The following is a 22338-nucleotide window of genomic DNA, read 5'->3' as shown; positions in this document are numbered from 1 at the left end:
CCCGTCTATGACAGGTGAGGTATATACAGGACAGCTTATTTTATTTCACTAAATGAAGGAAAACTTCATCATGTTCGACTACGCTGCTCTGGCGGCTATCAGTGCTGTCGTACGGGAAGGCAGTTTCGAGCGAGCAGCGGCATCACTTGGGCTGACACCTTCTGCTGTTTCTCAGCGTGTACGAGGGTTTGAGGAGCGTCTGGGCGGTGTCTTGGTTATTCGTGGGCAGCCCTGTCGATTAACCAAGTTGGGGACAATGCTGTGTCGCCATTTTGATTGTGTCAGGGTGTTGGAGAGTGATTTAGCATCCCGTCTGGCTTGGCAAGATAGGACGGCGACACTCCCAGCAACGGTAAAGATTGCCGTGAATGCGGATAGTATTACTACATGGTTCTCCCGTGCCATGATGGCTTTTGCCGAGCAGGAGCCTACCATTACGTTGGATATTTCCATTGATGATGAACAGCATACGGCAGAACGCCTACGGTCGGGCGATGTCATGGCAGCTGTGACGGCTTCCTCCGACCCGCTGCCCTGGTGCAGAACGGTGTCGTTGGGCAGTATGGCGTATGTAGCTTGTGCCAGCCCGAGCTTAATTGCAGCGCATTTCTCGCAGGGTGTAACGGCTGAAGCGTTACAGGGCGCACCTTATTTGCGGTTTGATAGGAGCGATCTGTTTCAGGCCCGCTGGGCTGAGGCTGTGCATGGTGTCACGTTAGGAGCCCCAGCCTGTTGGGTAGGCTCTTCCAAGGCGTTTCTGGATTTATGCTTGTATGGTTTGGGGTGGGCTTTGCACCCCTTGCCCTTGGTGGAAGAGTATTTGCAACGGGGGGAGCTTGTTGAAATCAGCCCGGGGCATCGTCCTTCCGTACCTTTGTTTTGGTCAGTGCCGAGGTTGTACGGGTCGGCACTGAATCGACTGAGTCAGAATGTCCAGCGGGTGGCGGCAGACTGGCTGGAAACAGCATGATTCTGCTTCTCTGATACAGGAAAGAGAAACAGCTCGCTCAGGCTTTGGGTCGTTTGTGTTTTCCAAAACGCTTTGTCAGGCCAAAAATGATTGTGAAGGCTCGGAAGGGAAGCATGATCCGCCATGATGGTGAGAAATTGCCAGCCAGAAGTGAGATAATGGCATCCCGCATCCGGAGTGGACTATTCTTTGGCCGCATGAAGAAATAACGCAGCAGTGGGTCATTGATGCGATAGACAAGCCAGCCGATGAGCCGCATTTCCCGTCTTGTCTGGCGTTCCGCTTTGCGGGCAGCTTTGCGCCCCTGTGCCGGGTCGGCCAGCCACGCACTGGCAACATCGGCGCCACGAAGAGCGCCTTGCATGGCCAGCATGATGCCTGATGAGAAAACAGGGTCCAGAAAGCCGAAGGCATCCCCGATGATGAAATAACGTTCGCCCCAGGCTTTGTCCCCTTTGTACGAGTAGTTCCCGGTAGTCGTGAGCGGTGCTAGAGCCTCCGCATTAGCCATCCGCTCCCGTACGCTAGGGCTGGATTGCACAGTTTTCCAGAAGAGGGTGTCCAGAGAGCCACCATGATTTTTGAAGCTGTCATGGTCGCCCACAAAGCCAACGCTCATGATGTCATCAGGCAGGGGAATCATCCAGAACCAGCCGCCTTTGACTAGATGAACGGAGATATACCCCTCCATTCCTTCGCCTTCTGCACGGGGCACATTGCGGAAATGGCTGAAGATGGCGGCCTTGTTGTTGCGGAGGTCGCTATATTTCTTCCCATGCTGGCGGAGCATGAGCGTATCCCGGCCCGAGGCATCAAGAATGAAACGGGGGGCAAAGAAGCGGGGTCTTTCGCCTTCCGTTTTTGCCTCGACAAGAGGAGCATCCGGGATGGGGAAAGAAACCTTTATGACACGGGTTTTCTCAAAGGTTTTTGCTCCAGCTTTGGCTGCATTGCGGAAGAGCAGCTCGTCAAACTCGGAGCGGCGGACTTGATAGGCATGGTCAGCCTTGGGGTCTATGGCGTAGCGGAAAGGGAAAGATAGCCGCCCCTCACCGGTATCGGTCACGAACTCAGCACCGGGTTTGTAAACCCCCATAGCGGCGACTTCATCCAGTACGCCGATTTGCTCCAGAATAGGGAGATTACAGGCCAGAAGGGACTCGCCGATATGGAAGCGGGGATGCTGGTCTTTCTCCAGCATGATGACATCCAGCCCCCGCCGGGCCAGAACGGTTGCTGCTGTGCTGCCAGCGGGGCCGCCGCCAATGATCAGAACATCACAAGGAGTAGGAGACTGGGTCATGATGGTTTATCCGTTGGAAGCATGACGGTGCCTGTGCCGCCAAGAAGAAGCCCGGCAGAGGGGGCAGTCAGGGTGAAATCATAGATCATGCCACTATGGGCCTGATGTTTCCGTGTCACGATGATGGTGAGGCTGTCCCATGCTGGGTTATCCAGCCTGTCGCAATGGATCAGGACATCCCGGACGCTGGTTAACCATCCCTGCCGTGTTTCATGGGCTGTTAGAGCACCATGTAGGGCTGCGGCCTGCATGGCCATTTCTATCCCTGTGATCGGAGGAAGATGGTCGGCAACCCTATAGGGGTTGGCGGGGACGTTATGGAGCCGGGTTGTGGCCTCAAGTGATGTTTCATCCCAGCGTGTCGCAGCATCCAGCAGGCAGCTTGCTCCCTGATGAGGAATATGGCGGAGGATGTCATCACGGGTGAGCATGGGTCAGATCAATTGTTAGATGATTGGCCCCGTAGGGCAGGGAGAAGGAAAGGTCTTGCCCTTGGGCAATGGCTTGTAACAGAGGAAGAATCTGGGCAGCAGGATTGTGGCGGGCCATATCTGCCAAGCTTTCGGGTAGGGACGTGAATGGATCATCAGTGCACTGGCCCTCTTTCAAGGAGAGTGCCAGTTGACCCATCGGTCCCGGTCCTGAAGCTGGGGTTAGGATGAAAGCACAACCAAAGGATGATCCAGTCCGGCGGATTGTCCCCAGCGAGCCGGGAATGGGTGCATCATAGATGCAGAAAAGGACGGGTTTTTCCTCTGCATAAGCCTCGGCAGCGGCCTTTAGAAGTGTGGCAGAGAGTGTCTCATCATACAACCCTAGTGAAACAGCGGGCTGGTGGCTTTTGTGGCTTATCATCCAGTAGCCGGCAGGGGCATTATGGACTGAATTGTGAAATAATGAGGGCGATACAGCCCCCGTCGGGCTTGCGAGGGAATTCAGAATACGGTTGATGATATAACCATCACCATTGGAGCTAGCAAAAATGGCGGGTAGCTCCCCGGCATGGCAGCCGGCCTGTTGGCAGGCTTCTTCTGCGCAGAGTATGGCCAGACGGATGACCTGACTGGCCCGGCGGCGTTCATTGGCGGGGAGGCTTTCCGGTGGGGGTAGTTTTAGGCTGGTCCGGTCATGCTGGGCCTGCCCCTGTAAAATTGCTTTTGTCTCTTCCCAGCCATGCAGCCCTTCACCCCAACATCCGATACCGTTTATGGAAATGATCATGTCAGTGGTCCGAAGATGAGGCTGCTATTCGTACCGCCAAAGCCAAAAGAATTGTTCATGACATAATTCAGCTTGCCATGACGGGGTACAAGAAGAATATCACTCTGGAAGAGAGGATCAACCATCTGACTATTCATGCAATGGGGCAGATACTGGTCCTGCATAGCGATGGCGCAGATCATACTTTCCAGAATCCCAGAGGCTCCCAATGTGTGCCCAGACCAGCCTTTGGTGGAGGAACAGGGCACGGAACTGCCAAAGAGGGACGCCATGGCCTTGTCTTCCATCTGGTCGTTGGCCTGTGTCCCCGTGCCATGCATGTTGATGTAGTCTATGGCCTCTGGTGCCAGTCCTGCTCGGTCTAGAGCTTTCTTCATGGCATGGGCGGCTCCGCTGCCTGTTGGGTCAGGCGAGGACATATGATGGCCGTCACTGCTGGCACCATACCCCAGAAGGCGAAGACCATAACCAGCGGGTTTTATAGAGCGAGGGCGACCATTGCTGCGTTCCAGCAGGACAAAGCCAGCAGCTTCGCCAATGGAAATACCGCTGCGTTTCGCATCGCAGGGTCTGGTAGGCGAGGCTGAAACCAGCCCAAGCGAGGCGAAGCCCTGTAGTGTCATGTGGCAGAGGCTGTCTGCCCCTCCAACAATAGCCGCATCGCAGAGGCCAGAGGCAATGAGATGGGCTGCGTCTATGAAGGCACGGGTGGAGGAGGCGCAGGCATTGGAGATGGTCAGTGTAGGCCCGGTAATATTCAGTCGGGCAGCTACATAGCGTGGCAGGGAGGAGAGGTCCTGCGTGTTCTCATAGAGCACATTGGGGGGGAGTGGGGCATCTTCGCAGGGGCGGGCGGCGTAGGCCTCTTCCGTTGTTAGGATGCCGGATGTGCTGGTGCCCATGATGACGGCAATACGATGATGACCATAATGTGCCCTGGCCTCCAGAACAGCTTCCGTGAAGCCATCAGTCGTTAAGGCCATGTCGGCCAGCCTGTTGTTGCGGCAGTCAAATTGGGTCAGTGCGGCTGGAAATGGATGGGTTTCTACGCCAGCAACACGCCCGATATAGCCATGCCCGGGGGACTGGAATGTATCAGGCTGAAGGGTTTGATGCTGTTCTAATATGCAGACCCGGGTGGCATCTACACCACGCCCCATAGCACTTATGGCCGTTCCAGCGGTGATGATTAGGTCGGTCATGAATGGTCTCCCTGCTGGGAGGAGGTTGGGATGGTGCCCATCAGCAGGAAGCTGAACATCATGGCAAATAACGCTCCAGAAGAAATGGTGAGGCCAAGTTCCCGTAGAAGTGGCGTCTGACAGCTCGCCAGAATGACAAAGGAAAGAATGGTCATCAGGTTGCAGGTCAGCAGGGTGCGGAGGGTTCGGGTTCTTTCGGCCTCATCAAGCTGGGGCCGACTGAAGAAGAGAGCGTAATCTATGCCAACACCCAGCACAAAGGCCAGAGCCACAATATGGATGATGGAAAAAACCGGGCTATGAAGGCGCAAGAAAGCTAGTACGCTTAGGCCTGTCAGGCCCAAAGTCAGGGCGAGCCGCCCGGTACGGGCCGGGTTTTTCTGGCAGATCAAGAGGGTAAGTAGGGCAAGGACGATCCCCGCCGCTAACCAGACAGCGGCCTTCTGAACATAAGGGTGTAGTAGGTCTCCTACGGCTGTTTTCATATTGATGAGCAGAAGGTCGGGCCGCTGCTGGTGTAGATGCTCCAGTGTCGCTATGGCTTGGGGCGAGCGGGGTAGAATGAGACCATACCAGAGGCCATGTTGTGCCATAAGGAGGAGGTCCATGCGGTGAGCAAGGGCCGTACCGGCGATATCGTCTAACCCTAGGGGGGGGAGGTGCCGGGCACGCTCCACATCACCGGGCAAGCTGGTAAAGGCATCCGGCTGGAAAGGAGAGGCCTGAAGTGCCATGCGAAGACTGGCACTTATGCTATCTGCTGTTGGCAACATGGCCAGCCGTTTTTGCTGGAGGGCCTTGCTGGGCAGGAGGCGGGCTGCATGGTCCATGTCCTGATTGGAAGGGAGCTGGCCAAGGAGGGTCTCTTCCTGTTGTAGGACGTGCTCACTGTCAGGTGCATGGATAACAGCCATTAGGCTGGGCTGTGGGGAACCAAGTTGCTGATGTAGCTGTCGGTCTGTTTCTAGTAAGGCAGGAGGAATGGGGTTGAGGATTTCCCCCTGTTTTTCAATATGGAAGGGATGCAGTAGGAGCAGGACCAGAGCTGGCGGAGCCACCAGCAGGCAGAGTCCACGATAGCGGCGGAGAGTCTCCCAGCGTAGCAGGGAGGGCGACACACCTTGATGATGGGCAGCAAGATCGGCCTGTGTGACGAGATGGGGTAGAACCCAGATAGTAATGCAGGCTGCGGTTAGAATACCCGTGGCAGAGAATAAGCCAAGCTCCATGAGGCCGGGTAGCCCACAGAAGATCATGCTTAAAAGTCCGACAATGGCTGTGAGTGTAGCCAGTTTTAAGCTGGTACCAATACGACCCAGCACAACAGGGATGCCCTCGCCTTTATCCCGATGCCCCAGCAGTAGGACGGGATAGTCTAGCGAGACGCCCAGCATGGTCATGCCGAACCCGACAGCAATGCCATGAACCCAGCCGAAACAGAGCTTGACCACGAGCATAGAGACGGACAGCGAGAGCAGGAAAGGGATAGCCAGCGTTGCCAGAACCCACAGAGAGCGAAAACGCCAATATAGTATGCCGACCACGACAAGAAGGGACAACAGGGCGAGGCGGTCCATGTCATGCCGGAGGGACTGGGCAGCGAAGAAGGAAAAAGCAGGCGATCCTGTGAGTAAAAGTTGGCAGTCCGCATTGGGGGGGCGGCTATTTTCAAAGGCCTTTTGAATGGCGTGATGAAGCCGCCCTAGCTGTGCAGGGTCGAGGTTCGGCTGGTGGAGTTGGAGTAGCATGAGCGTGGCGTGATGGTCTGTTGTCAGCCAAAGGCCGTCTATGCTTGCGGGAGGTGTGCTACTCTCCAGACTAGCCAGATAATCGGTATAGGCACCGGTTGGGTCTTTTAGTCCGATCTCCTCTACCAATGGGGCCGCCATGGACTGGAGAAGATCATAAAGCCGGGTCGTATCGGCTTTCAGAGCGTCCGGTGAGAAAAGACGTGTTCGGTCATGGGGAGCCAGCCCGTACCGGTGGTCGAAAAAGAGCGGCTGATCCTTTTGCCAAGAAAGGGACGCCGGACCATCCAGAATGAGACTGAACTGTCCTGTTGCCTCTAGAGCGTGATGAAACCGGTGTCCGGTTTGGAGTAGGCTTTCTGTATCATTGCCTCTGATAGAGGCGATCATGATGGATTGGGTTGGCCCGTGATTTAGCTCATCCAGCAGGAATTGAGAGTTTTCATCATGCGGGCGGGGTAGGAAAGCCTGCATCCCCATGCGGAGGGGAATGATTGAGAATGTCGCCGCAGCTACAATGATGGCACAGAGTAGAGCCAGTAGAAGGGGAAGGCGGCATTTCATGGTGAGGTGATAGCCGTGTCGGTTACATCACCGTTAGCCTGAACAAGGTGTGTACTGTCTAGCGTATTATGACGGCCTTCTATTTGGACAAGCCGGATGACATGGGCCGTTTCTGCCGTGCGGGGGGTCAATGTCAGTGTCCAGCGTCCGGCATCTCCTGTAGCGGAGAGTGTATAATAATGCTGGAGTAGGGTGACATCGCCTTGCAAAGGCCCTCTGATTGTCGCTGCCATCACCTGTAGGACTGGGCTTACATGCAGCGAGATGGTCCGCTCCGGGCTCTGGCCATGCTGGAGCCGCACTGTATCGCCCTGCATGATGAAACTGTCCCGCACGGGGGTAAGGGTGAGTTTTTCCACATAATCAGGCGGGATGAAGCGAAGCTGTCCTTCGCTATGGAGTGGGGCCCGGAGGGCATGTAGTTGCCGGGTTTCGGTAAAGTGGTTCTCTCTCTGCGAGACCAGACCAATACGATGCAGGATATCAACAGCCAGAGCCTCCCCGTCCGAGGGGGCAGAAGTCGGAGGAGTATTAGTTGGTGCGATGGCAGGTACTGCTGCGTGTGCCATCGGCCAGAAAATTGTTATGGCAAGAAGAATGAGGGGCAGGCGTTTCATGAGATCAGAGGCCTTCTTCCCAGAAATCAAAGAAATTGAACCACGCATAAGGATGATCCTGACACAGTGTTTCCATCCAGCGGGCATAGGCCTGCATGTATGGTACGAGCGTTGTTTGTGTGGATGCTGCTTTTGTTTCCGAGGGAAGGGTATCAGCCAGACGTTTGCAGGCAATATGGTAGGTGCCATTTTTCTGTCGTATCGCCGAGACGAGAATAACCGGTGCTCCCGTCAGTTGGGCTAGATGGAACGGACCTGCCGGGATGGGGGCATCCTGCCCTAGGAAATTGATGGGAATGGACCGGCCATCATCATGGGCTCTGTCAGCTAGAATGCCGATGAATTCCCCATTTCGTAGTGCTTTGAGGGCTGTCAGCATACTGTGGGGTTCGCCCAGCTCTATGATGTCTTCATGGAACCCCGGTGCTAGGGCTTCGATGAAGCGGGATGCCGCCCCGATGAAACGGCGATACATCAGCATGCGGAACCGTACAGAGGCATTTAGGCCGAACTGGCGCAGGGCATCGAACGATCCGATATGAGCCCCCATGATGATGCAGCCCGTTTTTTGCTGGAGTGCCTCATGCAGGAGGTCCTGCCCGGTGATGTGGATGTTCTGTGGCGGGAAACGTCCGCTGAGCAGATAGATGCGGTCCAGAATATTGGTGCTGTAGGCATGGATATGGGCCAGCACCATGGTCCAGCGGGGGGAGTGCAGCTTTCCGGCCCGGTGCAGATGGGACAGATAGTGCCATGAGGCACGCCGGACCGTGGGATAGGCGGCGGCGTAATAGAGTGTTGCCGGCCAGCGCAGAAGGGCGGTGAAGCGGTAGCCCAGAGTTAGGGCAACCCATATCAGGAGCCGGATACTCAGGCTGTTGCCTTTTTCTGGGCGGAGCCATGTATTGCGCCGCATCAGGATGGACTTCCGATCTGCCCCCGGAGAATGACGGTTCCTTCCAGAGGGCCGGAAAGATGATGGAGGCTAAAGCGTATCTGTCCGCCACCCAGCGCACTGGAGAGTAGCTGGAGGGGTTCATCAGGTCTGACGATGGAGAGGAACTTTACGCTGCTGATGGTACGAACAGGCACATCCAGCAGGGCGAAGATGCGTTCCAGAAGGACGATGCCCGGAACGGTGGGATTTCCGGGGAAATGGCCGGGTAGGGCTGGGTGGTCGGCTGGAATAGAGAAAGGTGGATGGGAGCGTTTTTCCGCATAGTCCCGGACGAGCGTTTCCAGTGCCTGGCGTGTCAGTTTGCCCACAGGATTGCGGGGTAGGCTAGGCAGGCGGACAAGCCGCCGTGGCATGAAGGTCGGATCAATATGCTGGCGGAGAGCTCTCATGATGGTGGTGGTCTCATCTGCTCCGGTGACAATAAAGGCCTGTAGACGTGTCGGCTCTGCTTTTACTTCTTTTAGCTCTTCCTCGCTGAAAAGGGGAGCAAAACAGCCATCAATGATCCCTTTAGTCTGAAGCAGGGCCTTGTTGAGAGCCCCATAGGATGTTCGCTTACCGGCTATTTTCAGTAGGTCACCCTTGCGGTCTATCAGATGGAAATGGCGTGGGCCTTCCATGGTGATGATATCGTTTAACGGATAAGATGTGGCATGGGGGGCGTGGCAGATATGGGTTTGGCCCTGCCCGTCATCCGGTATGTCCGTTAGGGTGATGCCATCATAGAGCTGCCATGGATCGGAGCTGATTGTCCGGCGACTAGCAACGGACCCGGTTTCTGTTGAGCCGTAAATCTCCATGACAGGGGCATGAAAACGGTCTTCTGCTTCCAGTGCCAGCTCTCGGGGCAGTGGGGCGGAGGCGGAGATGATGCGTTGTAGTCCCGGTAATAGGGCCTTTGCTGTCGTGAGGGATCGTAGATGGACAGGGGTGGTGATAAGGGTGTGGTGGCCCGGTGTGCTGCCCAGTAGTTTCTCTACATCGCCGGGAAAAAAGCTGGGGCCGCTGGCCGTGGCCGTGGGGGTGTGCAGGCTTTGCAGGATCAGCGTCTCAAAGCCATACATGTGATAGGGTGGCACTGTTCCCAGCAGAGTTGTGTCTTTTGGATATGAGGGGGCGAGTAGCGGGAGGGCAGCATGGCTGCGTGCTACCAGCTCTCCCCAGCATTTCTTGTGAACTCGGGCCTGCCCCGTGCTCCCGGATGTGAAGACATGGGCCGCTTCGTAGGTGGTAGGCAGGCGGATATTGTCCTGACGGGGTGATGTGAGATCGGAGAGTGGCGGGAGAGAAAAACCGGTTAGGGGGGCAGGCAGGGAAGGGCCTGTACAGAGGGCGTCATGGTCTTTCTGAAGGGCGACAAGCTGGGAGAGGGCATGATTGCTGGAGAGCAGGCAATATTGCCCCTTCATGAGGGTCGCAAGAAAGACGAGAGTGAACTGTAGCGGATTAGTATGAAGGTTGATGACCGGGCGAGCTGGTAGTTGTTCCGCTAGTGCCCAAGCGAGGGAGAGCAGCTGTGTGCCGTACAGGGGGCCTGTGGTCGTATGGAAGACAGGACGCTCTGGTGCGGTGATGAGAGAGAGGTCAGGTGGGGCAGGCATCAGCCCGGACGGTGTGTACTGATATAATGTGCGAGCGAGCGGAGGGAGTGGAATATCTCGCGGTTATTATCATCGTGCGATTCCAGCTTGATCCCGTATTGCGTGTTGACCATGAGGGCTATTTCTAGCACATCGATGGAATCCAGCCCCAGTCCTTCCCCAAAGAGGGGCATGTTGGGATCAATATCGAGAGGATCCATATCCAGCTGGACGGCCTCTGTTAAATGGGCAGCCAATTCACGTTCCAGAGCTGTCTGATCGTGAGAAGAGGGAACTGTCGTCACTAAGAGGTTAATCCATTGATGATAGGTAAGGTCTATCACAATTTAGCAGCGGGTTTACTATCCAGCAAGGGGCAGGTCGGGCGATTGTGGCGGTTTGCTCTACTATTTGGGGGGATAGGGCTGGTTGGTCTGGTGCCGTCTAGTTGGGGCGTATTTGCTGGTTGCATCAGCCTTGGGGTCATGATGCAGCTAGTGGGCCTGCTCTCTGGTAGGTCTTTGGCAGGGTTATTGTTGGTACCGGTTATGGGGGTATTAGGGTGGTATTTCCCAGCCTGTTTCCGGCTGTATGATCAGATTGCCATTTATGAGCTGATGTTGTTGGGGATGCTGAGAGTTTTTGCGCGTTCTCTCAGGCAGGGGCGGGTCCCGTTGGTGACATGTCTAGCCGAGGCCGTGCATGGCTCTCCCCTGCGACCAGATGTGCAGCGTTATACGGTGAGGCTGACATGGGCATGGTGCCTGTTCTTCATTCTCGCCCTTTTGGCTCCGCTTATATTATGGCTGTGTGCAATGCGGGGAAATTTGTGGCGTCTGCCGCTTGAGGGCGGAACTGTTCTGGCTACCTTTGTTTGTTTTGCTGTGGAAATGGTAGTACGGCGTCTTGTCATCCGGAATTATGATCATTCTACTTTGAAACAAAATTTCATGGCAGGCCGTGCAGTATTCATGAGGAAAGATTTAAAGTAAGGCGGGCCTTTTCTTGTCGGTATTAGAGTTTGTCATTCGGCAAGGCTTTCGCATAAGAAGCAGACTGCTGAGATGGTCTGTGTAACAGGTCAGTCGTGGATCGTTTTCAGGGAGTGGCATGAAGCATGATGGTATTGTTGCCCGTCTATCATTTCGGACAGGAGAAGGCGGAGACGTCTTCTCTGGCCACTCTGTGCTATGGGGGTTCCAGGGCTGATCTGGAGGTAAGGAATGGCCGTGTTTGCATGACATTGCCCGGCCCTATGCCTGCAGTATACGAGCATTGGTGCCCAGCCTCTTTGTCGGAGATGCCCTTGAGGGGAAACGCCTCAGGAGAGCGGCGGGCTGGGATAGAAGGCGGCATTGGTTGGAGCAGTGAAGGTGATCTGTTCTTTGCGGCCTTCTGGGTACAGGACCAGCCGGAGTTATGTGATGCAGTGCAGTCCCATTACGAACGTCTGATTACTTTGGCGCGCACTAAAGGGTTTGGCCATATATATCGGATGTGGAATTACTTGGGGGCTATTAATCGGGATAATGTCCGGGGAGAAGAGCGTTACCGAGACTTCTGTAGTGGCCGTTCTCAAGCTTTTGAGGCCATGAATGTTGGTCTTGATGAGCTGCCTGCGGCGACAGGTATCGGCCTTTCCTCGGGCGGTGTAGCCGTATTTCTGATTGCCCACCGGCAGGTGAGCGGCGTGAATCTGGAGAACCCCAGCCAGCTTCCCGCTTATCATTATCCGCCCCGTTATGGGCGGCGTTCACCATCTTTTGCCCGTGCAACTGTGATGGAGGGAGCAGAGCGGACGGTTTTGTATCTTTCTGGTACGGCAAGCATTCGGGGACACGAATCTATCGGGCAGACTGTAGAAGAACAGCTTTCTGTTACAATTGAGACAATCAATTCCTTGCTTGATGCCGCTGGAAAACGCTTTTCCCGTCTTGGCAATGGCCGTTTTGAGAGCATGAAGCTTTATGTCCGCCATGCCGAAGATGCTTCGACAGTACGAACGGCCATTGCGCAGGCCTTCCCTTGCCCACCAGATCAGGCTCCGCTTTTCATCGCTGACATCTGCCGGGCGGAGTTGCTTTTGGAGGTTGAAGGGGTGTTTGTGGGATAATGGTTATTGGGGGAGTGGATAAAATTCTACTTACCTCTGTTGCCTTGTCTAAAAATAGACAGCTTCAGACTTTCACCTAAGTGAAACGGTAATCCAATAAGCAATTTAGGAGGGGTAGTTTATGAATAGCCACAGAATATGATCTGGCGTCCCGTACGGGATTCGAACCCGTGTTGCCGCCGTGAAAGGGCGGTGTCCTAGGCCTCTAGACGAACGGGACTAAAGGCGTGAGGGGGTTAATAGGCAGGAAAGGGGAAAAGGTCAAGCCCTTGCAGCATCAAAAATGAAGAAAGTAAGATTTTCTCGTTCTTGCCATGTTTCAAGACGTAGCTGTCCGGCTACATGCAGCAGCGGGCGATTACGATCTTCCAGCAGGTCGGTGAAATGTTTGTCTCCAACACGGAAGACAAGCCCTTTGATCCGGCTATAGCCGTCAGCATCCTGTAGAATGACCCGTAATGTATTACCGTCCTGCCCAATTCGGTCAGCCTTTACGCAGCGAACATCTCGTATGGCCAATAGGGGTTCTTCATTGCCCGGCCCGAACGGAGCCAGTAGGGCGATCTGCTTTGCCAATGTCGGCGTGGCGCCTTTGACGGTGATAACGCCATCCAGCAGCAAATCATCTTGCGGGGGAAGTTCTAGGGCTGCTTTGAGGTCTTCATCTAGTTGGGCATGGAGGGCGGCGCAATTTTCTTCTTTTACGGAGAAGCCAGCGGCCATGGCATGGCCGCCCCCTGTCAGTAATAGACCAGACTGGTGGGCATGAATGATGGCTGCCCCAATATCCAGCCCCGTGACAGACCGGGCAGAACCTTTCACCACACCATCTTGCAAGGCACCAACTAGGGCGGGGCGATTGAAACGTTCCTTCAGTCGTCCGGCCACAATGCCAACCACGCCAGAGTGCCAGTTGCTATCATGTAGAAAAATGACAGCATGGCCAGCGTCCATCTGCTTCTGGGCTAGCTCCATGGCGGTATCCAGAATATGGCTTTCCACAGTCTGACGTTTTTTGTTAACGGCATCCAGCTCCTCAGCAATGGCCTGCGCTTCGTGCTCGGACTGGCTAAGAAGGAGTTGTAAGCCTTGTCCCGCCTTGGCAATGCGCCCTCCAGCATTGATGCGGGGCCCAAGGGCAAAGCCGCAGCTCATGGCACTCGCGTTGGCTTTGACACCAGCAACATTAGCCAGTGCTGCGAGACCAATCCTCTGGCGACGATTCATAACCTTTAGCCCCTGCGCTACAAGGGCGCGGTTGAGGCCTCGTAGCGGCATGACGTCACAAATGGTAGCCAGAGCGGTTAGGTCGAGCAGGGCTAAAGGGTCTGGTGCGGGGTGTGTGTCGAACCAGCCTTGTTGGCGAAGGGTCCGTTGCAAGGCTATGACCGTCAGAAATGCAACAGCCGTCGCACAAAGATGCCCAAGACCGGACTCACAGTCCAGCCGGTTGGGATTCACGACCAGCCCTTTAGGTAGACGTACACCATCTGGCTTGTGGTGGTCTAAAACGATCCGGTCCGCACGCCCCTCAAAATGATCCAGAATCTCAATGGCTGCTGTGCCGCAATCGACACATACAAGCAGAGTGGCTCCCTTGTTGAGCATAGCGTCCAGAGCGGGGATATTGGGGCCATACCCTTCCGCTAAGCGATCAGGAATATGGGTGAGAACTGTGCAGCCCAGAGCGGTGAGGGTAGAGCTGAGCAGAGCCGTACCGCAGGCTCCGTCCACGTCATAATCCCCGAGAATCCCAACTGTTTCGCCGGTCTTTACGGCAGCCGCCAGTCGTAGTGCCGTAGCGTCCATGTCCTTCAGTGTGGAGGGATTAGGAAGGGCATCCCGTAGCCGGGGTTGAAGGTAAGTTTCTACTGTCTCGGCAGAAATACCCCGCCCGGCCAGAATACGGGCCGCTAGCTCGGATATGTCCATCTTCTGGGCAAGGGCTAGTGCGAGCCGGTTATCTGTTTCTGCCAAAATGGGATGCCGCCAGATCCATCGCCGTAGCCCCGCACTATGTTGGACATTCAGAACAAGGGCAGGAAGCGGCTGTGAGGGAACGGCTGGATGCATCGGATGTGGCGAGATCAGGCGGCGTGGGGGTCGAGGAGGTGATAGGTCTCCATATAGCGGATGGTACCACTCTCTGAGCGCATCATGACGGAATGGGTGCGGATATAATTGCTGGAGGGATATTCAATCCCCCGCAGTAGGTCCCCTGTGGTTACGCCGGTGGCGCAGAAGAAGACCGGCCCAGCGGCCATGTCTGTCAGGCTGAGGGCCTGCGTCGGGTCGAGGTCGGGGCGGATCATGCTGCGGGTCCGGGTAATCTGCTCTTCATTTTCAAAAAGAAGGCGTCCTTGCATCTGCCCGTTCATGCAGCGTATGGCAGCAGCGGCCAGTACGCCTTCCGGGGCACCGCCACTCCCAGCATAAATGTCGACACCACTACCGGGAAGGCAGGTAGCAATCACAGCAGCTACATCACCATCGCTGAGCAACCGGACACGGGCCCCGGCCTCCCGTGCCTTGGCGACAAGTTCATTATGGCGTTCCCTCTCTAGTGCGCAGAGGGTCAGGTCGCTGACGTCACATTTTTTGGCTTGTGCGAGACTGGCCAGATTCTGGCCTATGGAGGCATCAATATCCACCACACCTTCCGGTAAACCGGGGCCTACGGCAATCTTTTGCATGTAGATGTCAGGAGCGTGGAGGAAACAGCCTTTTTGTGCCAAGGCCACAACTGTGATGGCATTGGGCAGGCTGCGGGCGCAGAGGTTGGTGCCTTCCAGCGGGTCTACGGCGATATCCATCTCCGGCCCGCCGCAGCCTACTTTTTCGCCAATATAGAGCATGGGGGCTTCATCCATTTCCCCCTCGCCAATGGTGACGGTGCCATTGATGGCCACCGTATCAAAGGCTTTGCGCATGGCTTCGACGGCGGCACCGTCTGCGGCGTTCTTGTCGCCCCGGCCCGTCCAGCGGGCAGAGGCGATGGCGGCAGCCTCAGTCACACGGGCAAGGTCCAGCCCCAGATTGCGGCCCGTGACACGGTACTCATGGGGGACATGCTGGGTCTGTTTCGCTGTCATGGCAGGTCTTCTACTTTCAGAGCCAGCGGCGTGCCCTGCACAATAGGCATTTCCTCAAGGATAGGCAGGATACGGTCGATGTCGTTTAGTGTAACAGGCTTGGTCAGCAGGATAATCTGTGTGGCCCCGCCCTGTGATGTGTGGTGGTGCCCTTGCTCCACGGCGATATCTTCATTGCCAAGGATGGTACGGAGTTCGCCTAGGGTTGTTTCTGCATTCACGTTGTTTGTGAGTGTGATGCGAAGATAGAAGCGGCTGGCTAGATTGCCCACTGGTTCGCAGGGGATGGGGGCTTGCTCGTCCACCCGGCCCCAGAGGGGGAGACCGTGGCCACGGGCAAGGTCGATCACATCAGCCATGACAGCATCGGCCGTGGGGCCTTCCCCAGCACCTTGGCCGGAGATGGTGATGGGACCGCTGAAGGGGCCTTCGGTCGTCAGGGCATTATAGACCCCATTGACCTGCGCCAGACCGGAGCGGGCTGGAATGAGGCACGGCTGTACCCATGCTTCCACACGGTCTTCTGGCAAGCGGCGTGCTACGCCCAGCATCTTGATGGCATAGCCCAGCTTGCGGGCCTGATGGATGTCATCGGTTGTGATGCGGCGCATCCCACTGACGGCTAGACTGTCGAACACGATCGGGCGGAAGGCAATAGCCGTCAGAATGCTGAGTTTGTGGGCAGCGTCCCATCCATCAATATCGGCGGAGGGGTCCGCTTCGGCATAGCCTTTGTCTTGTGCTTCTTTGAGCACGTCCTCAAAGGCACGGCCTGTCTCGGCCATTTCTGTGAGGATGAAGTTGCTGGTCCCGTTGAGGATGCCGCCCAGACGGGTGAGGGCATCAGCAGCTACACCTTCCCGAACCATCTTGATGGCAGGGATGCCCCCAGCCACGGCGGCTTCAAACAGCAAGGGGGCCTTATGTTCATGGCTGAGATGGGCAAGCTCTTGAGCATGACGGGCCACTAGAGCCTTGTTGGCTGTCACGACTGCCTTGCCTGCTTTCAGCGCTTCAGTCACCAGTGTACGGGCAGCACCTTCTGCGCCGCCCATCAATTCCACCACAACGTCCACATCCGGGTCATTCGCCAGGGCGGTAGGGTCGTCATGCCAGCGCAGGCCGGAAAGGTCGATCCCACGATCCCGTGTGCGGTTGCGGGCACTGACAGCTACGACTTCAATCTGGCGGCCCGTGCGGTTGCGCAGCAGGCCGTCATGTTGGCGGATGAGCCGAATAACCCCTGTGCCCACTGTCCCGAGGCCGGCAATGCCCAGCCGGAGCGGGGATGTGGCGGAGGATGATACAGTGTTGTGATGCACGGAAGTCATGATGAAGTCGTTTCCTGTCAGGCTGAAGGCCCCATAGGAATGGGGCCGGGGTCATTACGGTTTGGAGGCGTTATGCTGGTTCATGAAGGTTTTGATGGAGCGTGTGGCCTGCCGGAGACGCTGGTTGTTCTCCACTAGGCCGATGCGGACAAACCCGTCCCCATGTTCACCGAAGCCTAACCCCGGTGCCACGGCGACTTTGGCTTCCTTCAGCAAGAGCTTGGAGAAGCCGACACTGCCCAGATGGGCAAACTGAGGCGGAATCGGTGCCCATGCAAACATGGAACCTTCCGGCGTAGGTACATCCCACCCGGCCGCATGGAGACCACGGATGAGAACATCTCGCCGGTCCTTATAAAGCAGGCGCATGTTCTCGACATAATCTTGCGGGCCGTTTAGGGCGGCGGTGGCAGCAACCTGCACCGGGGTGAAGGCCCCGTAATCCAAATAGGATTTGATGCGTGTCAGGGCCTGAATGAGACGAGGGTTCCCTGCGGCAAATCCGATACGCCACCCCGCCATGGAGTAGGTCTTGGACATGGAAGTGAACTCCACCGCAATATCCTTGGCTCCTTCGATGGAGAGGATAGAGGGAGGGGGTTCATTACCGAAATAGATTTCCGAATAGGCAAGGTCGGACAGAACCCAGATATTTTCCTTCCGGGCGAATTTGACAATTTCCTTATAGAATTCCTTCGAGGCCAGATAGGCAGTCGGATTGGATGGGAAATTGATAATGAGGGCTGTCGGCTTGGGGACGGAATGACGCACGGCCCGGTACAGGGCCTCCAGCATGGTATCATCTGGCGCAGCCGGGACGGAGCGGACAGAGGCCCCTGCGATGATAAAGCCGAACTGATGGATAGGGTAGGAGGGGTTGGGAACCAGAATAGTATCGCCGGGGCTTGTAATGGCTGAGGCCAGATTGGCCAGCCCTTCCTTAGAGCCGAGCGTAGCGATGATTTCTGTTTCTGGGTCCAGCTTCACGCCGAAGCGGCGTTCATAATAGGCAGCTTGTGCCTTGCGGAGGCCAGGAATCCCTCGGCTGACGGAATAGCCATGCACACGAGGGTTACGCAGCGTTTCAGCCAGCTTGTCGATGACATGCTGCGGCGGGGGGCTGTCTGGGTTGCCCATGCCGAGGTCCACAATATCCTCCCCCGCAGCTCGTGCGGCGGCCTTGGCTTTATTGACTTCTGCAAAGACATAAGGCGGCAGGCGGCGAATTTTGTGGAACTCTTCAGTCATGACACTCAATCAATCAATAGGAGGGGAGCCTTGCAGGGCTCCCCGGAAAAGGGGCAGCCCATGTTTCATGAGGCAGGTCGGTCCGACAAGGGGGTTTGGGAGATAAAGACAGAAATTTTACCTATCTTTTCCTATTCCCCCTTTTTCCATTGGTGCTGAGTAGGGCCAGCGGACAGGTCTTGGTCCTAATGGGATGGTGTCGTTTTAGCCCCGATGTTTTTCTCGTAGGTGACACGCACACCATCACCAATGGCCTCACCCGTTAAACGCATATCTTCTTGCGGGACACCAAGGCGGGCCAGACGCTGGGCTGTGGCGCGAGCTCGGAGTAGGGCCAGACCAATTTCATGTGTCTGTTCATCAGGAGAGAGGCCGCTTTGGGCACTCAAGGTCGTGCCAAATCCCCGGATGAGCAGGAGGTGGCGGTGACGCTGGGCGACAATCTGGTTGAATGTGTCTTTTTGGTCCCCATCCAAATGGTCGCTGTCAGCTTGGAAGCGGATTAACGCCCCCGCCGGTGTGCGTGTGTCGAAATCTGGGATGATGGGCAGAGCCGTACTTGGGAGGCTAAAGCCGGAGAAGAGCAGAGGCTGCGGCGGCTGGCCGGGGTCCGGAAGATGGACGGGTAGCGTATGGGCAATGGGCTGATAGATCAGGCTGTTGCTGTCTGTCGAGCCGGGGTTACGTTCTTGCCTGATGATCGCCGGGTGGCTGTCGGCGGCTGGTCCACTGCTTTGGCTGCCCAATGTCATAGCCCCGCCATTTTGCGGCTGGGGTGGTGGTGGATTCATCATGCCGATGGGAAGAGCCCCTCCCGCAGCGGAAACACGCTGGGAGTAATTACGGTCCCGCTCTAACCGATTCGTGATCATCGCTCGAGCATCACTGCTTGGAAATTCGGGACTGGTGGTGGGGATAAGGGCAATATTGGGGGCAGGCTGATCGTAGCCCGGGGTCGGTGGACGCAGCCGTTTGATCTCACCGCCCATGATGTCGTGTGCAACATCCCGTGTGGTGTCGATGGCATCACGGTGCTGGCAGCCTGCTGTCAGGGCAGGGAGGGCCAATAGGCAGGCCCCAAGTTGGAACAGGTTGCTACCACGCATGATGGCGGTGGAAACGGAACGGAAAGAGCGGATGAAAAGGCTGGGTGTCATGGTCCGGCGTGCAACAGAGCGGGGAGGGGCAGGGCCAAAACAGGAAAGCCCCAGAATGGAAGGATGAGGGGCAGAATATGTATCTCTTTCTTCGGACGCAATTCCTCACAGGTAGAGAAAGGGAGAAAAAAGGTCCTGATTTGATCATGAAAAACGATGAAAAAGCTGCCCGAAAGCGTCTTTTTAAGGCTTGGCAGAGCGTGCAGGGAGGGGCAGGATAGCGGCATGATGACACATGATGAACGCCACACCCATAACGCTGCCCGCCTGCGGGCTTCTGCCTCTGCTGGAGAAGATGCCCAGTATGATGCCGCTATGATGCATCCCGTCATGGAGGATGAGCCGGAAGAAACCACGGAAGAAGAGAAAAAGGCCGGTGCCGCTCCGGAGGTGGAACGCCACCTTTTTGAGCAGCGCAAGGTGCTGATCTTCGGTGGGGTGAATGACCGTATGGCCCGGGACATAACGGGCAGGTTGTTGGCTCTCGCTGGGGAATCGAACAAGCCAATTGATATTTACGTCAATTCTCCCGGTGGCCATGTGGAAAGTGGCGACACCATCCACGATATGATCCGCTTTGTGGATTCCGTTGCCCCAGTCAACATTATCGGTACGGGCTGGGTGGCCTCCGCTGGTGCGCTGATCTTTGCAGCGGGGCGCCCGGAGCGGCGCCTGTGTCTTCCTAATACCCGGTTTTTGCTGCACCAGCCGATGGGTGGCGTGCGTGGACCGGCGACAGATATTGATATCGAAGCCCGCGAGATCATCAAAATGCGTGAACGTCTGAACAGGCTTTTCGCGCGTGAAACAGGGCAGCCTTACGAGAAAGTGGCCCGGGATACGGACCGCAACTACTGGATGTCGGCGAAGGAAGCGGTTGAGTACGGGCTTGTTGGCCGTATCATTTCTTCGGCATCCGACCTCGAACAGGCCTGAGGCCCAGCAAGGAAAGGAGCTTTGTCGTGAGCGAGGCATATAAAGCAGCCGGGAAGAGCTCTCTGGCAGATATTTATTCTCATCTGCCGGATAGCCCATCAGAGAAAACTCTGGAGCAGGTGGACTATGATGCCCGCCACTGGAGCAGCCCCGTAAAAGGACCGCTGAAGCCGGGCACGCCAGAACATAAGAAGGCTATGGCCGATATGTTCCGGGAGACGTTTAACCCGTATAAGCCGTCTGTTATCCCCTGGCCGGAGCTGGACCCGGAGACACTGCACCGCATCACATCCCTGCCAATCTGGGATATCGCTGTGCAGACCGAGGGTAAAGCTCGCCTGCGTATGGCTGCTTATGCCGACATGCTGGACGACCCGGATGTGAAGGATGCTATCGCTCGCAATGCGTGGGAAGAGAACCGCCATAAGGAAGTTCTGGCCCGCATGGTGGAGCATTATGGTATTCCGCTGGCCCCAGAAGACCCGTATATCGAGCCACGGGATACGGAATGGGCCTATCTGGTGACGGGTTTCTCCGAATGTTGGGATAGCTTCTTTGCATTCGGGCTGTTCTCTCTTGCAGAGAAGGCAGGTCTGTTCCCGATGGAGCTGATCGAAACATTCGAGCCGGTGATGCAGGAGGAGTGTCGTCACATTCTGCTATTTGCCAACTGGCTGGCCTATCATCGTGCCGTTATGCCGCTCTGGCGTCGTCCGTGGTTCGAGATGCGTGTAATCGGCGTGCTGTTCTTCCTGCTTTATGAACGTCTGAGCCTCGTGCGCAGCTTTGATGATAACGGTGTGGAACATACTCAGGACAACAACTTCACTGTGACCGGTGCGCAGAGCATGACGGATAAGCAGGTTGATTTTGTTGAGCTGATGGAGCTGTGCCTCAAGGAGAATGAACGCCGCTTTGCTGGGTACGATCCCCGTTTGCTGCGTCCGCAGATGGCACCGTTTGCGGCCCGTCTGGCGTTGCGTGGTGTCAAGCTCTGGCGCCGCCTGCGTGGTCAGAAAGGTACCGATGCACAGCAGGCCGCTTGAGGTCTCTTTTCGGCCTCTGGCTTGATATAAAAAACCCCGCTCCGGTTTCCCGAGAGCGGGGTTTTTTATGACCTGCCCCTCTCCCCACTACAGGAGAAAGGGGAGATAGCCCTTTTAGCTCTTATCTTTGTTGCGCCGGCTACCGCCGCTGCTAGCGGGGGTGGGGTTGCTATCCAACGGCAGCTCACTGGCTGAATCAGCACCATTCTCCGAGGATTCACCAACCATCATGTCCTCAGCAATGATGCCCGCACCCTGCCGGACTCGCTTTTCAATCTCGGCGGCCATTTCCGGGTGTTCGCGCAGATACTGTTTGGCATTTTCCCGGCCCTGACCAATGCGGGTGCTATCGTAGGAGAACCATGCACCGGATTTCTCCACTACATTAGCCTTTACACCAAGGTCCAGCAGCTCGCCCATCTTGCTGACACCTTCGCCATACATGATGTCGAACTCGACCTGCCGGAAGGGCGGGGCCATCTTGTTTTTAACGATCTTCACCCGTGTCTGGTTGCCCACAACCTCATCCTTGTCCTTCACGGAGCCGATGCGGCGTATATCCATACGGACGGAGGCATAGAACTTTAGGGCGTTACCTCCTGTTGTGGTTTCCGGGTTGCCGAACATCACACCAATCTTCATGCGGATCTGGTTCAGGAAGATGATGGTGGTGTTGGAGCGGGAAACGGAGCCTGTCAGCTTCCGCAGGGCTTGGCTCATCAGGCGAGCATGGAGGCCAACGTGGCTATCGCCCATTTCCCCTTCCAGCTCGGCTTTAGGCACAAGGGCAGCGACAGAGTCCACGACTAGAATGTCGATCGCCCCGGAGCGGACGAGCGTATCGGCGATTTCCAGAGCCTGCTCACCAGCATCTGGCTGGCTGAGCAGCAGATTGTCGATGTCCACACCCAGCTTGCGGGCATAAATGGGGTCCAACGCATGTTCAGCATCAATAAAGGCGGCCGTGCCCCCTTTCTTCTGCGCTTCTGCTACAGCGTGGAGGGCCAGCGTGGTCTTACCGGAACTTTCCGGCCCATAAATCTCGATGATGCGGCCTCGTGGTAGCCCACCGATGCCTAGCCCAATATCCAGCCCCAGTGACCCGGTGGAAATGACATCTACCTGTTCCTTGGGCCGTTGGCCCAGGCGCATGATGGACCCTTTACCGAAGGAACGTTCAATTTGGCTGAGTGCGCCCTCTAGTGCTTTGCTTTTTTCTGCGTTCTTGTCTGCTGACATGAAGACCTCGTGA

At 56.2% G+C, this 22338-nt stretch carries 19 protein-coding genes, 1 tRNA gene and 1 pseudogene; 5 read left to right on the top strand and 16 right to left on the bottom strand.

Translation table 11 applies throughout. From position 1 onward, the window contains the following. Positions 1–70 precede the first annotated feature (70 nt). A complete protein-coding gene (locus tag AL01_RS08520; protein WP_077397145.1) occupies positions 71–970 on the top strand; it encodes a LysR family transcriptional regulator ArgP in 900 nt (299 codons plus the stop codon). Between the two features lie 37 nt (positions 971–1007). Here AL01_RS08520 and AL01_RS08515 read toward each other — a convergent pair whose 3' ends face one another. The 9 genes from AL01_RS08515 to AL01_RS08475 are packed head-to-tail and all read right to left on the bottom strand — an operon-like array spanning position 1008 to position 10468. After that, positions 1008–2273, bottom strand: a complete 1266-nt coding sequence (locus AL01_RS08515; protein ID WP_077397109.1) for an NAD(P)/FAD-dependent oxidoreductase — start codon at positions 2271–2273, stop codon at positions 1008–1010. Then, entirely contained in the window at positions 2270–2704 is a 435-nt protein-coding gene (locus AL01_RS08510; protein WP_077397108.1) for a hypothetical protein, read from the bottom strand. The genes AL01_RS08515 and AL01_RS08510 overlap by 4 nt, the downstream gene beginning before the upstream one ends. Next, positions 2691–3494: a beta-ketoacyl synthase chain length factor gene (locus AL01_RS08505; protein WP_077397107.1), complete on the bottom strand. Its 804-nt coding sequence runs from the start codon at positions 3492–3494 to the stop codon at positions 2691–2693. Before AL01_RS08505 ends, AL01_RS08510 begins: the two co-directional genes overlap by 14 nt. Then, positions 3491–4696, bottom strand: coding sequence for a beta-ketoacyl-[acyl-carrier-protein] synthase family protein (locus tag AL01_RS08500; RefSeq protein WP_077397106.1), 1206 nt, complete (start codon positions 4694–4696; stop codon positions 3491–3493). The genes AL01_RS08505 and AL01_RS08500 overlap by 4 nt, the downstream gene beginning before the upstream one ends. After that, complete coding sequence (locus AL01_RS08495) at positions 4693–7008, bottom strand: MMPL family transporter (protein WP_077397105.1); 2316 nt, start codon at positions 7006–7008, stop codon at positions 4693–4695. The genes AL01_RS08500 and AL01_RS08495 overlap by 4 nt, the downstream gene beginning before the upstream one ends. Continuing rightward, positions 7005–7625: a LolA-related protein gene (locus AL01_RS08490; protein ID WP_143280745.1), complete on the bottom strand. Its 621-nt coding sequence runs from the start codon at positions 7623–7625 to the stop codon at positions 7005–7007. Before AL01_RS08490 ends, AL01_RS08495 begins: the two co-directional genes overlap by 4 nt. Positions 7626–7629: 4 nt before the next feature. Beyond that, a complete protein-coding gene (locus AL01_RS08485; protein WP_077397103.1) occupies positions 7630–8541 on the bottom strand; it encodes an LpxL/LpxP family acyltransferase in 912 nt (303 codons plus the stop codon). Further along, positions 8541–10184 (bottom strand): AMP-binding protein, encoded by a 1644-nt coding sequence (locus AL01_RS08480; RefSeq protein ID WP_077397102.1) that lies wholly within the window; start codon positions 10182–10184, stop codon positions 8541–8543. The genes AL01_RS08485 and AL01_RS08480 overlap by 1 nt, the downstream gene beginning before the upstream one ends. Continuing rightward, entirely contained in the window at positions 10184–10468 is a 285-nt protein-coding gene (locus AL01_RS08475; RefSeq protein WP_077397101.1) for a phosphopantetheine-binding protein, read from the bottom strand. The genes AL01_RS08480 and AL01_RS08475 overlap by 1 nt, the downstream gene beginning before the upstream one ends. Before the next feature lie 15 nt (positions 10469–10483). On the opposite strand from AL01_RS08475, the gene AL01_RS08470 reads away from it, so the two are divergent. Next, the gene (locus AL01_RS08470; RefSeq protein WP_143280744.1) at positions 10484–11155 is read left to right on the top strand and encodes a COG4648 family protein; all 672 of its coding nucleotides are present in this window, start codon (positions 10484–10486) and stop codon (positions 11153–11155) included. Between the two features lie 125 nt (positions 11156–11280). After that, positions 11281–12276 carry a chorismate transformation enzyme, FkbO/Hyg5 family gene (locus AL01_RS08465; RefSeq protein ID WP_077397099.1) on the top strand — a complete coding sequence of 332 codons (996 nt, stop codon included), beginning with the start codon at positions 11281–11283 and terminating at the stop codon, positions 12274–12276. Positions 12277–12420: 144 nt separating this feature from the next. Here AL01_RS08465 and AL01_RS08460 read toward each other — a convergent pair. From AL01_RS08460 to AL01_RS08435, 6 genes are all read right to left on the bottom strand, one after another. Further along, positions 12421–12496, bottom strand: a tRNA-Glu gene (locus AL01_RS08460). Between the two features lie 41 nt (positions 12497–12537). Continuing rightward, positions 12538–14349 (bottom strand): single-stranded-DNA-specific exonuclease RecJ, encoded by a 1812-nt coding sequence (recJ, locus tag AL01_RS08455; protein WP_077397098.1) that lies wholly within the window; start codon positions 14347–14349, stop codon positions 12538–12540. A gap of 14 nt (positions 14350–14363) precedes the next feature. Continuing rightward, positions 14364–15368 (bottom strand): class II fructose-bisphosphatase, encoded by a 1005-nt coding sequence (gene glpX, locus AL01_RS08450; RefSeq protein ID WP_077397097.1) that lies wholly within the window; start codon positions 15366–15368, stop codon positions 14364–14366. After that, on the bottom strand, positions 15365–16699 hold the full coding sequence (locus AL01_RS08445; RefSeq protein ID WP_077397096.1) for a homoserine dehydrogenase: 1335 nt from the start codon (positions 16697–16699) through the stop codon (positions 15365–15367). Before AL01_RS08445 ends, glpX begins: the two co-directional genes overlap by 4 nt. A 54-nt stretch (positions 16700–16753) precedes the next feature. Beyond that, complete coding sequence (locus AL01_RS08440; RefSeq protein ID WP_077397095.1) at positions 16754–17947, bottom strand: LL-diaminopimelate aminotransferase; 1194 nt, start codon at positions 17945–17947, stop codon at positions 16754–16756. Positions 17948–18132: 185 nt separating this feature from the next. Continuing rightward, entirely contained in the window at positions 18133–19104 is a 972-nt protein-coding gene (locus AL01_RS08435) for a hypothetical protein (protein ID WP_077397094.1), read from the bottom strand. A gap of 315 nt (positions 19105–19419) precedes the next feature. Between AL01_RS08435 and AL01_RS08425 the strand changes: the two genes are divergently transcribed. Beyond that, the gene (locus AL01_RS08425; RefSeq protein ID WP_077397144.1) at positions 19420–20040 is read left to right on the top strand and encodes an ATP-dependent Clp protease proteolytic subunit; all 621 of its coding nucleotides are present in this window, start codon (positions 19420–19422) and stop codon (positions 20038–20040) included. Positions 20041–20066: 26 nt separating this feature from the next. After that, positions 20067–21086: a hypothetical protein gene (locus tag AL01_RS08420; protein WP_077397092.1), complete on the top strand. Its 1020-nt coding sequence runs from the start codon at positions 20067–20069 to the stop codon at positions 21084–21086. A gap of 195 nt (positions 21087–21281) precedes the next feature. Here AL01_RS08420 and recA read toward each other — a convergent pair. Continuing rightward, positions 21282–22325, bottom strand: a pseudogene (gene recA / locus AL01_RS08415) (recombinase RecA); the annotation flags it as partial. Positions 22326–22338: the final 13 nt, after the last annotated feature.

Source organism: Bombella intestini (assembly GCF_002003665.1).
In the GTDB taxonomy this organism is placed as follows: Bacteria; Pseudomonadota; Alphaproteobacteria; order Acetobacterales; family Acetobacteraceae; genus Bombella; species Bombella intestini.
This window is presented reverse-complemented; position numbering and strand designations above follow the sequence as displayed.

Coding starts and splice junctions, on each gene's coding strand:
- AL01_RS08465 (WP_077397099.1), top strand. CDS start 11,281: ATGATGGTATTGTTGCCCGTCTATCATTTCGGACAGGAGAAGGCGGAG.
- AL01_RS08480 (WP_077397102.1), bottom strand. CDS start 10,184: ATGCCTGCCCCACCTGACCTCTCTCTCATCACCGCACCAGAGCGTCCT.
- AL01_RS08435 (WP_077397094.1), bottom strand. CDS start 19,104: ATGACACCCAGCCTTTTCATCCGCTCTTTCCGTTCCGTTTCCACCGCC.
- glpX (WP_077397097.1), bottom strand. CDS start 15,368: ATGACAGCGAAACAGACCCAGCATGTCCCCCATGAGTACCGTGTCACG.
- AL01_RS08505 (WP_077397107.1), bottom strand. CDS start 3,494: ATGATCATTTCCATAAACGGTATCGGATGTTGGGGTGAAGGGCTGCAT.
- AL01_RS08445 (WP_077397096.1), bottom strand. CDS start 16,699: ATGACTTCCGTGCATCACAACACTGTATCATCCTCCGCCACATCCCCG.
- AL01_RS08515 (WP_077397109.1), bottom strand. CDS start 2,273: ATGACCCAGTCTCCTACTCCTTGTGATGTTCTGATCATTGGCGGCGGC.
- AL01_RS08425 (WP_077397144.1), top strand. CDS start 19,420: ATGATGCATCCCGTCATGGAGGATGAGCCGGAAGAAACCACGGAAGAA.
- AL01_RS08495 (WP_077397105.1), bottom strand. CDS start 7,008: ATGAAATGCCGCCTTCCCCTTCTACTGGCTCTACTCTGTGCCATCATT.
- AL01_RS08485 (WP_077397103.1), bottom strand. CDS start 8,541: ATGCGGCGCAATACATGGCTCCGCCCAGAAAAAGGCAACAGCCTGAGT.
- AL01_RS08520 (WP_077397145.1), top strand. CDS start 71: ATGTTCGACTACGCTGCTCTGGCGGCTATCAGTGCTGTCGTACGGGAA.
- AL01_RS08510 (WP_077397108.1), bottom strand. CDS start 2,704: ATGCTCACCCGTGATGACATCCTCCGCCATATTCCTCATCAGGGAGCA.
- AL01_RS08440 (WP_077397095.1), bottom strand. CDS start 17,947: ATGACTGAAGAGTTCCACAAAATTCGCCGCCTGCCGCCTTATGTCTTT.
- recJ (WP_077397098.1), bottom strand. CDS start 14,349: ATGCATCCAGCCGTTCCCTCACAGCCGCTTCCTGCCCTTGTTCTGAAT.
- AL01_RS08500 (WP_077397106.1), bottom strand. CDS start 4,696: ATGACCGACCTAATCATCACCGCTGGAACGGCCATAAGTGCTATGGGG.
- AL01_RS08490 (WP_143280745.1), bottom strand. CDS start 7,625: ATGAAACGCCTGCCCCTCATTCTTCTTGCCATAACAATTTTCTGGCCG.